This window comes from Sessilibacter sp. MAH1 (assembly GCF_054658315.1).
Genome location: NZ_BAAGIC010000013.1, coordinates 100,534 through 115,152, shown reverse-complemented (window position 1 = coordinate 115,152; position 14,619 = coordinate 100,534). Strand labels below are relative to the sequence as shown.

General features: G+C 43.7%; 14 protein-coding genes. 6 read left to right on the top strand and 8 right to left on the bottom strand.

The features are described from left to right. Positions 1-5: 5 nt before the first annotated feature. The 6 genes from ACYQ28_RS13635 to ACYQ28_RS13610 all read right to left on the bottom strand — a co-directional run bounded on the left by ACYQ28_RS13635 (position 6) and on the right by ACYQ28_RS13610 (position 6,114). Positions 6-704, bottom strand: coding sequence for a haloacid dehalogenase type II (locus ACYQ28_RS13635; RefSeq protein WP_460050819.1), 699 nt, complete (start codon positions 702-704; stop codon positions 6-8). Positions 705-1,097: 393 nt separating this feature from the next. Beyond that, entirely contained in the window at positions 1,098-1,613 is a 516-nt protein-coding gene (locus tag ACYQ28_RS13630) for a hypothetical protein (protein ID WP_460050821.1), read from the bottom strand. Positions 1,614-1,786: 173 nt separating this feature from the next. Beyond that, the gene (locus tag ACYQ28_RS13625) at positions 1,787-3,070 is read right to left on the bottom strand and encodes a valine--pyruvate transaminase (RefSeq protein WP_460050823.1); all 1,284 of its coding nucleotides are present in this window, start codon (positions 3,068-3,070) and stop codon (positions 1,787-1,789) included. Between the two features lie 370 nt (positions 3,071-3,440). Next, complete coding sequence (locus ACYQ28_RS13620) at positions 3,441-4,028, bottom strand: hypothetical protein (RefSeq protein ID WP_460050825.1); 588 nt, start codon at positions 4,026-4,028, stop codon at positions 3,441-3,443. Positions 4,029-4,040: 12 nt separating this feature from the next. Next, entirely contained in the window at positions 4,041-4,406 is a 366-nt protein-coding gene (locus ACYQ28_RS13615; protein ID WP_460050827.1) for a response regulator, read from the bottom strand. 364 nt (positions 4,407-4,770) lie between these two features. Next, positions 4,771-6,114 (bottom strand): YihY family inner membrane protein, encoded by a 1,344-nt coding sequence (locus ACYQ28_RS13610; RefSeq protein WP_460050829.1) that lies wholly within the window; start codon positions 6,112-6,114, stop codon positions 4,771-4,773. 708 nt (positions 6,115-6,822) lie between these two features. Between ACYQ28_RS13610 and arsC the strand changes: the two genes are divergently transcribed. From arsC to sppA, 4 genes are all read left to right on the top strand, one after another. Beyond that, a complete protein-coding gene (gene arsC / locus ACYQ28_RS13605) occupies positions 6,823-7,164 on the top strand; it encodes an arsenate reductase (glutaredoxin) (RefSeq protein ID WP_460050831.1) in 342 nt (113 codons plus the stop codon). 61 nt (positions 7,165-7,225) lie between these two features. After that, the gene (gene wrbA, locus ACYQ28_RS13600) at positions 7,226-7,819 is read left to right on the top strand and encodes an NAD(P)H:quinone oxidoreductase (protein ID WP_460050833.1); all 594 of its coding nucleotides are present in this window, start codon (positions 7,226-7,228) and stop codon (positions 7,817-7,819) included. A 32-nt stretch (positions 7,820-7,851) separates the two neighbouring features. Next, positions 7,852-8,280, top strand: coding sequence for a DUF2069 domain-containing protein (locus ACYQ28_RS13595; RefSeq protein WP_460050835.1), 429 nt, complete (start codon positions 7,852-7,854; stop codon positions 8,278-8,280). Positions 8,281-8,506: 226 nt separating this feature from the next. Further along, on the top strand, positions 8,507-10,378 hold the full coding sequence (gene sppA, locus ACYQ28_RS13590; protein ID WP_460050837.1) for a signal peptide peptidase SppA: 1,872 nt from the start codon (positions 8,507-8,509) through the stop codon (positions 10,376-10,378). 37 nt (positions 10,379-10,415) lie between these two features. On the opposite strand, the gene hda is transcribed toward sppA, so the two are convergent. Together hda and ACYQ28_RS13580 are read right to left on the bottom strand one after the other, a co-directional pair. Continuing rightward, positions 10,416-11,147 carry a DnaA regulatory inactivator Hda gene (gene hda, locus ACYQ28_RS13585; protein WP_460050839.1) on the bottom strand — a complete coding sequence of 244 codons (732 nt, stop codon included), beginning with the start codon at positions 11,145-11,147 and terminating at the stop codon, positions 10,416-10,418. 130 nt (positions 11,148-11,277) lie between these two features. Further along, positions 11,278-12,378, bottom strand: a complete 1,101-nt coding sequence (locus ACYQ28_RS13580; RefSeq protein WP_460050841.1) for a DUF2066 domain-containing protein — start codon at positions 12,376-12,378, stop codon at positions 11,278-11,280. A gap of 342 nt (positions 12,379-12,720) precedes the next feature. Here ACYQ28_RS13580 and purM point away from each other — a divergent pair, with 342 nt between their 5' ends. Beyond that, on the top strand, positions 12,721-13,764 hold the full coding sequence (purM, locus tag ACYQ28_RS13575) for a phosphoribosylformylglycinamidine cyclo-ligase (RefSeq protein WP_460050843.1): 1,044 nt from the start codon (positions 12,721-12,723) through the stop codon (positions 13,762-13,764). A gap of 33 nt (positions 13,765-13,797) precedes the next feature. Beyond that, a complete protein-coding gene (purN, locus tag ACYQ28_RS13570; RefSeq protein WP_460050845.1) occupies positions 13,798-14,505 on the top strand; it encodes a phosphoribosylglycinamide formyltransferase in 708 nt (235 codons plus the stop codon). Positions 14,506-14,619 lie beyond the last annotated feature (114 nt).

The window sequence follows — 14,619 nt, the reverse complement described above, 5'->3', positions numbered from 1 at the left end:
AACCACTAACTTTGCTCTGTATATTGAATAATATTGCTGCCAAGATCGGTTAAATCATCAAGAGTTAACGTTGGCGATTTCGACCAAAAATCAAATACTTGTTGCGCAGAGCGTTTAACCCAAACCGAATTCAGGCCGTAATTAAGCGCACCTAAAACATCAAAATTATTACTGGATATCAACCATGTTTGTTTTGCTTGAGAATTTGATTGATCTAAAAAATACTGGTAAACCTTTGGGTTGGGTTTAAAGGTTTTTAAAGGATCAACGCTTACAACACCATCAAAATGCTGACTGATTTTAGCTTGTTCCAATAATTGATTTACAGAATCGTATAAACCGTTTGAAAACGCATAAAGGTTAAAACGCTCTTTGTCGATATTGTCTAAGCCCGCAATAACGTCGTCAAAAGCCGGTAATATTTTGTACTGATTTAACAAGGTTTGTTTTTGTGAGGCACTTAAATTCGTTTGCAAAAATGCATCGGCATAGTCTAATGCCTGTGCTGTACATAAGCCAAAATGTTCGTAAGCATCCATTAAACCTTTACGAAAGCTGTATTCCAACTGCTTTTCACGCCACAAGTTGGAGAACACATTTGCCTTCTCGCCAATCATAGATTCTAACAACACCAAAACACCGTGTGTATTAATCAAGGTTCCGTAAACATCAAACGCTAAGGTGATTTTTTCAGTCTTCTTCACACGCACTCCCATTATTGTATTTTTATATCAATAAAAGCTCACTGAAAACGTTAAGAGCCTCTGATTAACTCGCCATGTTTTAATCAGAGGGCAGAAATCAACGATGCGATATCCAATTTATTAAAATTTTCAATCACTTACCGCTCTTGGAATTGACGACACATTCTTGTACCACTGGAAACTCTGGGTTAATCAGAGCTTGTCTTATACGTTTAATTAAAATCTCGAAACGATGCTTTTATTGGTGTTTTAAAGTCTTTCAAAATTTGACAGTGAGTTGAAATTAAAAAAATTAAACACTTGGAGTTAGTTTCTTGTTATCTGTCAAACACATTAACCAAATGCTTCTAGAATGCACTGATTAAATCATGAGAGGGTGGATTACATACCCTCTTAGGTATTTAAACACTGATAAATGTTTTGTGCACGCGCTGGCCCCGGTAAATGCCCCATCATGCTGCCGGGTAAGCCACTTAAATATTCGAACATCCACTGAACTTGTTGAGCATTATTAACCAAGCCAATGTTTCTTAAATTTCGAACCGCAAAACAATCGGCGTTAATTTCGCTATTTAGGTGTGGCGGCAACGCATGATGCGCACACTCATGAGCAAACCAAAACTGCACAATTAAGTCTGGCAATGGATCGGTCACGTTAGGATTAATGTAAATATAAGGTTGGCCGTTGTAGGTTCTTGCGGCCATACCCGGGTTACCAATACCCGGCGTGGCGTAATTAGCAACAAAAGGCACCAACTCGCCGGCAAAAGACGTACACGGCATAGACGCACCGCGCACACTTGGGTTTGTGGTGGTAAAACCGTGCGGAGGACCGGCGTAGTTTGGCTGACTGACTAAAAAAAGAAACAGAAAAACAAACAAGAGTTGCAGCTTTTTTATGAGTAACATCGCTTAGAACCTCTATTGAATTTTTACAACAGTGTCAAAAAGCAACTACCATACTTTGGTAAATTTAAAGCAATCGGTAAATTTAAAACAGTCGGTACACTTAAAACAGTCGATAAATTTAAAAGCTATCGAAACCTCGGATTAACTTATCCATAAATTAATCCGAGTTTCCTTTAATTTCCTTCGTAAGCTTTCTTAAGCTCTTGACGAATAATTTCACAGGCCTGTTCAATAACCGCCGCTGGCTGACAGTAGCTGAGTCGAATACATTGATGCTTGTGCGGCCAATCTTCTTCAACGCCTAAGAAAAAGTGATGGCCCGACAGGACCAAGACACCGCGATCTTTTAGCCGTTGATACAATTCTTGGCTAGAAATGGGTAAATCTTGGCACCACAACCAAAGGAAAAACGCTCCCTCTGGAATATGTATGTGCACCGGGAAATCTGCGCAGGCACTTTTTACTAGACCTAAAGCTGAGTCACAGGCAGAACGATAAAACGGCTGAATAATGTGATGGCAAAGATGATGAATTTTATCGGTTTCAAACCAAGTTTGAGCAAGTGCAGGCCCCAAGCTTGAAGGCGCTAAATTAATAGACGTATTGGCAATGGCAAACGCCTGAATCACTTCGGGGTTAGCAATAACGATTCCGGTTCGCGCACCGGGTAATCCTAATTTTGACAGGCTCAACACTAGTATTGTGTTGTCGGTAAAACTGATTTTCGCGTCGTTAAATAAAATTCCCGGAAAAGGCAATCCGTAAGCACCATCAATAATTAATGGCACGTCATACTGTTTTGCCAATTTCGTAAGAAATTCAATTTGTTCATCAGCAATAACATTGCTGCTTGGATTATTGGGACGAGAAACACACAGAGCGCCCACCGTATTGGTGCTGTCTTCAAGACAGCTCGTAATATGCTGCTCGATGACGGGTTCATCTAACTGATATTTAAATAAATTTCCGGGTAGATGTTCGATCACCGGCTTACAGGAGCGGAAAAAATCTTCGCTAAGTCCGGCACCACTGTAACCAATGTATTCTGGTGTAAGTGGTAACAAAATATGCTTTTTTTGCTGGTTAGCAAATTCACCCGCAAACATATTAAACAATACGAAAAACGCTGCCTGACTACCATTGGTAATGGCAATGTTTTTTTCAGAAATCGATAGATCGCAATGTTTATTAAGATATGCCGCTAAGGCTTTTAAAAAGCTGGGATCACCTTGCGGCGATTGATAGTTGGAACACAAACGCCCGACACCGCCGGTTTTTTTTACCAAGGTTTCAAGAGCTTGTTGGATTTCTTGTTCAATTTCTGGAATCTGTGCGGGATTACCGCCACCAAGAAATAACATTTCTGGATTTGTGGTTAGGGCCTTGCCTAAGTCATCCATCAGATTATAGGTGCCGGATTCGGCACAAAAACGTTCGCCAAATTGAGATAATTTCATGGTCGTAAAAATTAATTAACTGTCTTATAGAAGCTTTTAGACAGGCTTTACGCGCTGCCTTAGATTATTTGAGGGCATCAAAACACACTCTGACCTTAAAGACAAAGTTTAGTAGAAATGGTTTGAAGAATAGGAAACTCCGAAATACCTAGACTTTCTAGCGACACAAGGATGCATCGCCAATTTCAAGAGCGGTAAGTGATTGAAATTTTGGAGAAATTGGAAATCGCCTTGCCAGTTTCTATCTTTGATTAAATCTTGGACGCGTTAATCAAAGGTTCTTATAAATATTCCATTAATTAAAATAATCCGTTCATCAGAAACATCTAAAGTGAGCACTAACGAGCAAACAAAGTCGCTAATTATTAATCTACTGGGCCAATAACCGCTCTAGGCTATCGATAAGTGGCTCGTAAAATTCACTCGGAAAAAGTAATACCAAATCACAATTGAATCGATGGTTTTCAAGATGATAATTAATTTCGACCGAAATAATTTCAGACCAATTGTGAATTTCATTAAACGCAAAGGTTTTGATATATGTGTTTCTTTCAACCACATAAACCGACGACGTGCTCAGCCCGAGTTTTACAAGATCGGCAAAGCGCTCCAAACACACATCCGTAATAGCATGACCAAAGCGGACTAATTCTTCATCGGTATTATCGGCACCTTCAGCAACCACATCTTCAACGCTTTGCTCGGTAACTGCGACTAGCGCATAGCATTCGGTATCATCAAGATAAAACGATTGCGCGAGCACCGTCATAGTTTCGGCATCGTTTAATTCCGATAATGAACGTGTTAGCTGAGTGCTGTCGATGACACGAATTTTAGGGATGGATAATTCAACAAAAGTATCGGTAAAAGCGGCGAGTGTTTCCCCGGCCGCCCCCATGGAAATATTACTGATTTCCTGAAGTGCATCGCGCAAATCTTCTTGCAGTTGAATATTCATTAATCAAGCACCTTAGAGTAAACCGTAGCGATGAAGTACTTCTTCTAGGATTTCTTTGTTGATGGGTTTTTTAATGAACTCCAACGCACCAAGCATTAGTACGCGCTCGCGAGCATCGGGCTGAATATCGCCCGATATAACAATCACTACACATTTAAGGTCTTCTTGCTTAATTAACTCTAATACTTCGTAGCCGTCCATTTCAGGCATGGTTAGATCAAGAAAGACCATTTCACCGTGGCCATCACGGATTGCAGCAATGCCCTCTACACCGTTGGTCGCGTAGGTAATGGTTACATCCCAAGAGTCTGGCAATGAGCGCGTAACTTGCTTTCGAGCCATACTGGAGTCATCACAGATTAATAGCGGTATCGTCATAGGTAATTCGAACGTTAGTTTCTCACCGAGCCCAATTAATGCCTTCCAGTACCCAGTATAGACACACAATTCCAAGATGCTCGAATCTTAGGGAAACATCTCCGCAAAAAACCTTTACCTATGAACGTGAAGACTCAATTTTGCAAGGATTTGGCACAGCCCTTAAACACTAAAAGGCCTAGAAATTATAAAGAAAACCCAGATTGACGGAGTTTTTTTACAGCCTAAAGATGTATCGCCAATTTTAAGAACGATAAGTGCTTGAAATTATGACGAAATTGGAAGAGCTATTTTCGCTTTTTGACGTCAACCGCTAAGTTTCATAAACAACTGGGCTTTATAAACAACTGGATCTCATCAACAATTAGGCCTCATCTTTTTGAGGAACAAACTGGTGTTGATCAGCTGGTGTATGAGTCGAATCTAAACTCTCATCAACTTCTATGCCGTCTGGTTGACCACGGAACAATTCCGCCAAAGACACCTTTAACAAGGATTCTACGTATTGGTCACCCTGTCTAAGCCTTTCAAAGTAAGACTTAGCCCAAGGCCAATTGCGCACACCCGACGATAGACCAGCTGGTGCGAGATGGTAATCACCCACAACGTTGTATAAAGATTCCAAAGAGTAGTGTTCTAGGTTTCGTGACACAATGTAGCCGTCACCTTGGGTCTCGGCGATGACTCGCGCCGACAGTAAAGACCGACGGATTCGATACCACTGCTCGGGAAAGATACCCAATCGCACGATGTGCTTCTCTTTAATGGACATGCCATGATCTTGAGCTTTGTGCAGCTTGTGCAAGATGAAAACCGCTGCCACAAAATCCGAATAACCGCGGCTGTTAATGTCGGCGCGCACGTGGCTCAAACTTCGAACTAAGACCGCGCCCGAAAGTACAATCACCCACAGCACATACACCCACAATAAAAACAGCGGCACAATGGCAAAGGCGCCGTAAATTAATTGGTAACTGGTTTTCGCCACTAAAGCACCAAAAACATCTTTAGCAATTTCAAAGCAGAACGCCGTAGTAACACCACCAATAATCGCGTCCCGCGCGGTAACTCGGCAATTGGGCACCGCGGCATAAAACAGCGTGAACACGCCCGTGCTTAATAACCATGGCAAATATTGCAAAATAATGGGTAAAACACCGATGGGATCATACTCGTCGACCAACAATTTTTTCGAGATTAAATATGTGCTCATCGCCAAACCAGCACCCATTAATAACGGCCCTAAACTCAACACGGCCCAATACAAGAGAAAACTCGCAACACCCGAGCGGCTGCGCGTAACGCCCCATATATTGTTAAAAGTACGCTCAATGTTTTTAAGCATTAGATAGGCGGTAACAATCAAGATAGTGACGCCGGGCAAGGTTAGGCCACGCGCTTTTTCGGTAAAGTCATTGAGATATTCTTGCAGTGCCAAGCCAGACGACGGCACTAAATTTTGAAAAATAAACGCTTGAATTTGATCTTCCATACCCTGTAGCGATGGAATAATCGACAACATCGCATACACCACGGTGAGCATCGGCACCAAAGAAAAGAGCGATACATAGGTCAGTGCCGCGGCACTTCGCTGGCAATTTTTAGAGATAAATTGAGAATAAACCTCTAAAGCCAGCAAATACAGATAGCGACCATTTCTCTTAAACCAATTTACACATTTTTCTCGGCTGAACGACGGCGTTTTCACAACAACAAGCTCTCTAGCGGTGAATCTCAATCAACAGTGTTTTATGAGAGGAGATGGTAATTATTCACGAATTTCTATAGGAAACTCTGATTAACCTAGAGTTTCTCGCGACACAAGGATGTGTCGCCAATTTCAAGAACTGTAAGTGATTGAAATTGTTAAGAAATTGGAAATCACATTTTCAATTTCTGCCCTCTGATTAAATCAAGGATGACTTAATCAGAGGTTCCTATAATAAGAACAAGAAAGGTAAATTTCGATAATATTAAGGAGGCCCTAAAATTCAGAATTCCCAGTTACACAAGAAGATATCCCTAATCTCATTAACGATAGTTCATTGGAATAGTGTAAAAATTACAACCCTACTTTAAATTCCTATCCTCGGATTAAATCACGGATGAGTTAATCAGGCGTCCCTTACATTAATCTTTTACACATAAAGTTACCCAGCAGAATATAAGCCAATCCAATATTCGAACGCTGCGAAGCAAATAACTGCGTTTCTTGTAAGACCAATCTAAAATAGTTTTCCACAAAATAAGCTCAATTAATAAACAAATAATACGTCGCTAAAGGAGTGTTTAGTTGGTTAAAGGCCAAGTTTGACAGAAACACCTAAGACATTTATTGAGAACGAGGTAAACTTCAGCACTCATTTTAGATACAAATAATTAATTGCAATAACTTATTAAGCATTTAAAACTTGTTATGAAAATTTATCACAATCCTCGCTGTTCAAAGTCTCGTAATACCTTACAAATCATCGAAGAAGCCGGAATTGAACCGGAAGTGATTTTGTACCTGCAAACTCCGCCCTCCGCCGAAGACATCAAAGACCTACTGACTAAGCTCGGCATGAGCGCTCGGGATTTACTGCGCAAAGGCGAAGACGACTACAAAGCAAACAATTTAAGCGATGAAAGTCTCTCTGAAGACCAACTTATCCAATTTATGGTGCAATATCCCAAGCTGATTGAACGCCCGATTGTTGTTAAAGGTAACAAAGCTGTTTTAGGTCGCCCGCCAGAAAATGTACAAGCTCTGCTGTGATTACAACCGATCATAAATACAGTCATAAATAAAAGCCCAAAGCGAGCATTCAGAATCAGTCATGAAACCCTACGTATTAATTTTGTACTACAGTCGCAATGGTGCGACTGCCGACATGGCGATGGAAATAGCTCAGGGTGTCGATCAGATTCCTGGGATTGAATCCAAAATTCGCACGGTTCCCGAAGTTTCCACCAAAACAGAAGCCTCGGAGCCGTCCATTCCTCGCGCTGGAGCCCGTTATTGTACCCGTGAAGAACTTGCCAACTGTGCCGGATTAGCGCTGGGCAGCCCAACTCGCTACGGCAATATGGCCGCAGCCATGAAGTATTTTTTAGACGGCACCAGTGACCTGTGGATTAATGGCAGCATGATCGATAAACCTGCCAGCGTATTTACTTCTACCGGCAGCATGCATGGTGGCCAAGAATCAACACTCTTGACCATGATGATTCCATTGCTACACCACGGTATGGTCATCGCGGGAATTCCCTACAGCGAACAAGCCTTAACCCACACCGTATCGGGCGGAACTCCCTACGGCGCATCGCACCTCTCTAGTAACGATCAACTCAGTGAAGACGAGATTGCGCTGTGCAGAGCGCAAGGCAAGCGTTTGGCAGAGCTGGCTCTGAAACTCGCCCGTCAACATTAGTTTTAAATCATTTGTCACTGAGGAAGCCATTCATGTCCGAGAAATCCGCTCAATTAGAAAAGCAGTCCAATATTTGGTACCGCTTAACCGTTGTTTTTTTTATCGGCATGTTTGTGCTTTTTGCAGTCGCCCAGCTTGTTTATGGATTTGCATCGATCATCATCATACAAACCCTTCCACTGATCATTTTTATTCCCGGACTCATTCATAAAAAGCACTATAAAACCTACAGCTGGCTGTGTTTTGTGGTGCTTTTGTATTTTACCGCGTATGTAACTGAAGTTGGTTCGCCTTTGATGCGCTGGACCGATATCACCGGATTACTACTGACTATTGGTTTATTTATCAGTGCAATGATGACAAGCCGATACGTTCAAAGATGGCAATACGAACTTGCCTTAGAAGATTATTATGCCCAACAGGGCTCCAAAAATGTCTCTCAGGACACAAACGAGGTTTAATCAAACGGCCTTTGGTATCAAGTTCTTATTTTCAGCAACACGAGGTGCATACACTCATGCGAACCTCAATTTTGGGCCACTCAAGGACGGTTTTTGAATTGTTTTTATCCTTTGCAACGGTATCTGATGTAAACGTGTCAAAACCAGCACCTATTATTTGAATTACAGTACTAAATTTGCGACTCTTAGTAAGTTCGCATATTTCAGCACACAGGAATAAGATTGCATGGCAACGCAAAAAGCGCCTTTTATATTTCGTCTATTTTCCGGACTTTGGAAAACAATTACCTGGTTTAGAGTTGCATTACTCAACGTTATTTTCTTGGCCATTATCGTTGCAATTATCGCCTCTATTACTCAACGAGAGACGTTAAAGATCAACGATAAAACCTTGTTGAGTGTCGCACCAACGGGTGTTTTGGTGGATGAATACACCTACATAGCACCAATAGAACGGCTTACCAGCTCAGACAATTCCCCACCCGAAACTCTGGTTCGTGATCTTGTATCTGCTATTGATATGGCCGCAGACGACTCTCGTATTGACGCCATGGCACTGGAGTTGGATAAGCTCGCCGCGGGTGGAATCAGTAAGCTTGAAGAAATTGGTGCGGCGCTGACCCGATTTAGAGCCACGGGCAAAAAGATTTACGCCTACGGCAGTAACATGAGCCAACACCAATATTATTTGGCGAGCTTCGCCGATGAAATCAGTCTTGATCCGTTTGGCTCTGTGGTACTGACAGGGTTTGCCAGCTATCGCAATTATTTTAAAGACGCTCTCGACAAGCTCAAAGTCTCAATGCACATCTTCCGTGCGGGTCAATATAAAGACGCCATGGAACCGTTTTTAAGAAACGACATGTCAGACGCCTCTCGTGAACACAACCAACAATGGTTAGAGAGCCTTTGGGGCGCTTACACCTCGGAAGTGGAAGCCCTGCGAGAATTGCCCGAAGGCACCATCAACGATTACATCAATAACATGTCGGTCAAGCTTCAGTCTGTCTCTGGAGATTCTGCCCAGCTTGCACTAGATACCGGTCTGGTCGATCAACTAAATCCGCTACACACCTGGCAAAAGACTCTGTCAGAGCAATACGGCGCGCGCAGCGACGGTAGTGTTAAATCATTAGGATTTCGTGAGTACCTTGCCGCAAACCAAAAACTTCTCTTACCGACAGATCCGAAAGTTGCGCTCATTGTTGCGCGCGGAACCATTAAAGACGGTTATCAGAATCCCGGTGAAATCGGCGATAAGAGCTTTCAAGAGTTGATCGATCAAGTGAAAGACGATTCATCCATTAAAGCCCTAGTGCTGCGAATTGACAGCGGCGGTGGCGGCGTTTTTGCCTCTGAGAAGATCCGTCAAAGCCTGTTGCAGGTTCGCGAAAAAGGTTTACCGATTGTCGTTTCAATGGGTAGTGTGGCAGCGTCGGGTGGCTATTGGATTGCGACTCCAGCCGATGAAATTTGGGCAACGCCCACCACCATTACCGGATCAATTGGTGTTTTTGGTGCGTTCTTAACTCTCGAACAGTCCCTTGCTCACCTTGGCATTAATACCGACGGTTTAGGCACTACAGAACTTGCCGGCGCAATTCGCATGGATCGTGAGTTATCACCTGCGGCTGAGTCATTGATCCAGCAAGGCATCAACAATATGTACCAACGCTTTATCACCTTGGTTGCTGAAGCTCGAAATTCAACACCGCAAGCCATTGATGAGATTGCCCAAGGGCGCGTTTGGAGTGGTGACAAAGCGTTAGAATTGGGTTTGGTGGATCAGCTGGGTAACCTTGAAGACGTCATTGCTCGCGCGGCAAAACTAGCAGAGCTCGACAACTATGAAGTTGTAACAATCAAACAACCTACCGATCCCGTTGACCAGTTTGTCGAGAGCCTGACCAGTGCTAAGGTTGTGCAATCGGCGTCACAGCAATTCAAAAGTTATATGATGAGCGACGTCGAAACCACTATCAATCCCGTGCTTTTAGCTCACTTTAACGCGTTGCTTGAGCCATTCAACTTGACCCAAAGTCTTACTGACCCACGTGGAATGTATGTTTTGTGTATGGAGTGCCGTTCTCCACAGTGATAGGAATGAAAGTACCGCCTGATTATTCGGGCGGTACCTAAAACTCCATGACCTGCTTAACGAAAGGAATAGTGATCTTACGCTTTTCTGCCAACGACGCCCGATCCAGCTTATTTAAAATCTCAAACAACTCGGACAATCCCCGACTCGCGCGATGCACAATAAACCACGCCGTTTCTTCGTTTAACGATAAACCAAGTTCGTTAGCATGCAACTGCAGAGCGTGCACTTTTTCGTCGTCGGATAACGGTTTTATTTGGTAGGTAACGCCGTAGCTTAAACGGCTTTTCAAATCGGGTAAGGATACCTTCATGGATTGCAGCGGTTCGTGAGCGGCAATCAATATTCTGTGGCCGGCATCGCGCATGCGATTGTACAAATGAAATACCGCCCTCTCCCATTCGGCGTTTCCAGCAATAACGTCAAAATCATCCAAGCATAAAAACTCGCACTTTTCTGAAATCGCCAGTAAAGACTCGGGAGTATGTTTTTTGTGATCGTGCAATGAGATATATACTGCGCGATTGCCCAACGCTTCGGCTAAATGCTGGCTAGCCTGTAATAGATGAGTCAGACCCACACTTTCGTATCCCCAAAGGAACACAAAATTCTCGATACCGCGACCTTGGACGAACTCAACTAACTGAATAACCGCCTGCTTATTCTCTGAAGATTCGCCCAGATAATAATTCGCAAAGGTCGGCTCGTCATCGAGATTAACCTCAAGCGGAAGCTGCGGGCTGAAGACTGAATCGTGTTGTTTCGACATAGGTATGCAAACGGTCAAAAAACGGTATCAAACTGCACAAAACTCTGACGAGTGCAGAGTATTCACAACAAAGCAAGGTGTTACTAAAAATCCATTAACGTCTATTAACATGGCCAGAATACCTATGAGTTTAGCCGCCATTCCAACGTAACAGCAGTGGCGCAGAAATAGTTGAACTGCCAACGTCGGTATCCAGAGACAAGACTTTTTCTAATTTACGATCGAGTCGCAAGGCGTCTTCGAATACGGACAATTCACCATTAAGGGCCAATACTAAGTCAATATTAAAACCGTCTACCTTCGCCACCTGCACAGATTCCACTACAGCCAAGCCACGCAAGTATTCGAAGGCATGAGCATAATCCGAAAAATCTTTAATACCCGATAAACGCACCGTTAAGCCAACTTCGCTGGACGAGGGTGTTACCGAGTAAATAGACGCGAGGTATCGACCCGTTAAGGCGAGTCCCGCGTCAAGCGCATCGGTTAATTCGTTTGATTGCGAGTCGTAAACATCAAATTGTTGATTGTGTTGAAACCACCAACCGATTAACCAGTTGCCCGAAGACGTTTTGTTGACCCGACCAACAAGCACCGCATCGGGATTGTAGCGATTTACAATACCAACAATAGCTGCCGATTGATCACGCCACAGAGTTTGTGCATCCAGTATTAATTGATCTTCTATATCAAGCAGTGGAGCAACTGCCGCCAAACCACGATTACGAGCAATTTCTGCTACTGCATTGTAAGCATTAACGGTAGGGCTAACATTTTCTTGTCCATCGTTTTGCTCAGCGCTGTTGGGTAGAACCAACCGTATACCAGAAATATCACGCTCCACCAATAACACTAAAATTTGTGGGCGATTACTGGGCCACACAGAAATGGCCGCTGCAGAAAAGACGCGCTCAAGCGCTACTTTCGAAAATCGAACCGACAGTAGCGTTTGGTTATCTGCGCCAGATTGATAGCTGTATTCTTGCAGATAGGTACTGCTGTTAGATAACGCTCTTTCTATGGCCGGGTGAGCGAGAATATCTTCTCGGCCGGTCACCTTTACAATGACCTTGGCGAGTGCGTTACGCGTTGCCTCTACACGTGTTTGGTCTGCACGATTTTCAACCGCGACTTCACTCACGTATAAATCATTTACCACAATTGCCGTTGCCGAATGACTGATACCAAGAAGCATCGACAGCAATATAAACCAGCGTTTTAAGTCTTTCATACAAATCAAGTCATCAAATATGTTTTCGACGGTCACGCATATGAGTAAAACTTCACCTTGAACACGCAATTTGAAGGCTGAAAGACTCGAAATGGCGTTAATCTCTTATTAGGCTTTGAAATAGCCGCGCAACCCTACACTAACAAAGTCTTAAAATGAAGAACCAAAGTCCTTTATGGCACCATAGAGTCTTTGCGTAAGTCTAAAATTCAATAACAATTCGGTTTATCGTCAATAATTTGAGAATTCTCTCGGTTTTTTTCTGCAAACTGGTAGAATGCGCGCCCTGAAATTTTGACCAGGCCCGACTACACACCAGACGCCATCATAAAGGAGTCACCCATGACCGACACCGCAAAACCTTCTCTTAGCTATAAAGACGCCGGAGTAGATATTAATGCCGGCAACGACCTGGTTGAGCGAATTAAGTCCGTTGCCAAAAGTACTCACAGGCCTGAAGTGATGGGCGGTCTCGGTGGTTTTGGCGCTCTGTGTGAAATTCCCGAAGGCTATCGCCAACCGGTTTTGGTTTCTGGCACCGATGGTGTTGGTACCAAATTAAGACTGGCAATGGATTTGGGCATTCATAACACCATTGGTAAAGACCTAGTCGCCATGTGTGTAAACGATTTGATCGTAACCGGCGCAGAACCTTTGTTCTTCTTAGATTATTACGCTACCGGCAAACTGAGTGTTGATATCGCCGCCGAGGTGGTAACCGGAATTGGCGCTGGCTGCTTAGACGCTGGTTGTGCTCTGGTTGGTGGTGAAACCGCTGAAATGCCGGGAATGTACGAAGGCGAAGATTATGACCTTGCCGGATTTTGTGTAGGTGTTGTTGAAAAGTCTGAAATTATCGACGGCAGCAAAGTTGCTCCGGGTGACACATTAATCGCGCTTGCGTCCAGCGGTCCACACTCCAACGGTTATTCTTTGGTTCGTAAGATTATCGAAGTTAGCAAAGCCGATTTGAATCAAGAAATTGCCGGTACCACCCTAGCTAAGGCTCTGATTGAACCAACCCGAATTTACGTAAAACCACTGCTTAAGCTAATCGCAGAAACCCAGGTTAATGCTCTTGCACACATTACCGGTGGCGGTTTATTAGAGAACATTCCTCGTGTATTGCCAGAAAACTGTAAAGCGGTTATCGACGCGGCATCATGGACGCTTCCTGAAGTATTCCAGTGGCTTCAACAAGCGGGCAATGTTGAGCAAACCGAAATGTACCGCACCTTTAACTGCGGCATAGGCATGGTAATCGCGGTACCGTCAGAGACGGCACAAGCGGCCTTAGAGAATTTGACGGCTAGTGGCGAAAACGCATTTGTTATCGGCGCAATTGCCGAGCGAAATGAAGGCGAAGCTGCGGTCGAAATTGCCTAAATCACCATTTTTTCCATTCAAGTTAATTCGCCCATGACTGATACACAGACCATTTCACCGCTTCGTGTCGTTGTTTTAATCTCTGGCAGTGGCAGCAATCTACAAGCATTAATTGATGGCCAAAAAAATGGTTCTCTGCCCATCGAAATCATGGCTGTTATCAGTAATAAAGCGGGTGTAAAAGGCCTTGAAAGAGCCGAGCAGGTATCCATCGCTACGCGGGTGATTAGCCACAAAGACTTTGATTCACGAGAAGCGTTTGATCAAAAACTGTTAACAGAAATTGAAAGCTTCTCGCCGGGTCTCGTGGTGCTCGCAGGCTTTATGAGAATTTTAACCGAAGGTTTTACGCAGCACTTTGTCGGCAGAATGATCAACATTCATCCATCTTTATTGCCTAAATATCAAGGTTTGCACACTCATCAGCGAGCTATTGATGCTAACGATAGCCACGGCGGCGCCAGCGTTCATTTCGTTACCGCTGAACTCGACGGCGGCCCGATTATTATTCAGGCCAAAGTTGCCATCGATGACAATGAAACCAGCGATTCGCTGGCCGCTAAGGTACTAACCGTAGAGCACAAAATTTTGCCACTTACGGTGAAATGGTTTGCGCTGAATAAACTCACAATGGCAGCCAACAACGCAGTACTTTGTGGAGAGTCTTTGCCACCGCAAGGATTCCAATGGCAAGACAATGAAGAAACGAATCGCTTGATTGATGTGCTGGTCAAGGCTTAACCCTGTTTAGACAAACGCAGGGTTACCTAGGAGGTGTTTTTCAAAGCGATAGGAATACCGCTCACCTCAAATCAGGCAAATGCCAAATTTGTTGAGCTTACATCCACACGCCTT

What these genes read in the sequence shown, in the direction of transcription:
- ACYQ28_RS13630 (WP_460050821.1), bottom strand. Translation starts at nt 1,613, where the DNA reads ATGTTACTCATAAAAAAGCTGCAACTCTTGTTTGTTTTTCTGTTTCTT.
- ACYQ28_RS13625 (WP_460050823.1), bottom strand. Translation starts at nt 3,070, where the DNA reads ATGAAATTATCTCAATTTGGCGAACGTTTTTGTGCCGAATCCGGCACC.
- ACYQ28_RS13620 (WP_460050825.1), bottom strand. Translation starts at nt 4,028, where the DNA reads ATGAATATTCAACTGCAAGAAGATTTGCGCGATGCACTTCAGGAAATC.
- ACYQ28_RS13615 (WP_460050827.1), bottom strand. Translation starts at nt 4,406, where the DNA reads ATGACGATACCGCTATTAATCTGTGATGACTCCAGTATGGCTCGAAAG.
- arsC (WP_460050831.1), top strand. Translation starts at nt 6,823, where the DNA reads ATGAAAATTTATCACAATCCTCGCTGTTCAAAGTCTCGTAATACCTTA.
- wrbA (WP_460050833.1), top strand. Translation starts at nt 7,226, where the DNA reads ATGAAACCCTACGTATTAATTTTGTACTACAGTCGCAATGGTGCGACT.
- ACYQ28_RS13595 (WP_460050835.1), top strand. Translation starts at nt 7,852, where the DNA reads ATGTCCGAGAAATCCGCTCAATTAGAAAAGCAGTCCAATATTTGGTAC.
- sppA (WP_460050837.1), top strand. Translation starts at nt 8,507, where the DNA reads ATGGCAACGCAAAAAGCGCCTTTTATATTTCGTCTATTTTCCGGACTT.
- hda (WP_460050839.1), bottom strand. Translation starts at nt 11,147, where the DNA reads ATGTCGAAACAACACGATTCAGTCTTCAGCCCGCAGCTTCCGCTTGAG.
- ACYQ28_RS13580 (WP_460050841.1), bottom strand. Translation starts at nt 12,378, where the DNA reads ATGAAAGACTTAAAACGCTGGTTTATATTGCTGTCGATGCTTCTTGGT.
- purM (WP_460050843.1), top strand. Translation starts at nt 12,721, where the DNA reads ATGACCGACACCGCAAAACCTTCTCTTAGCTATAAAGACGCCGGAGTA.
- purN (WP_460050845.1), top strand. Translation starts at nt 13,798, where the DNA reads ATGACTGATACACAGACCATTTCACCGCTTCGTGTCGTTGTTTTAATC.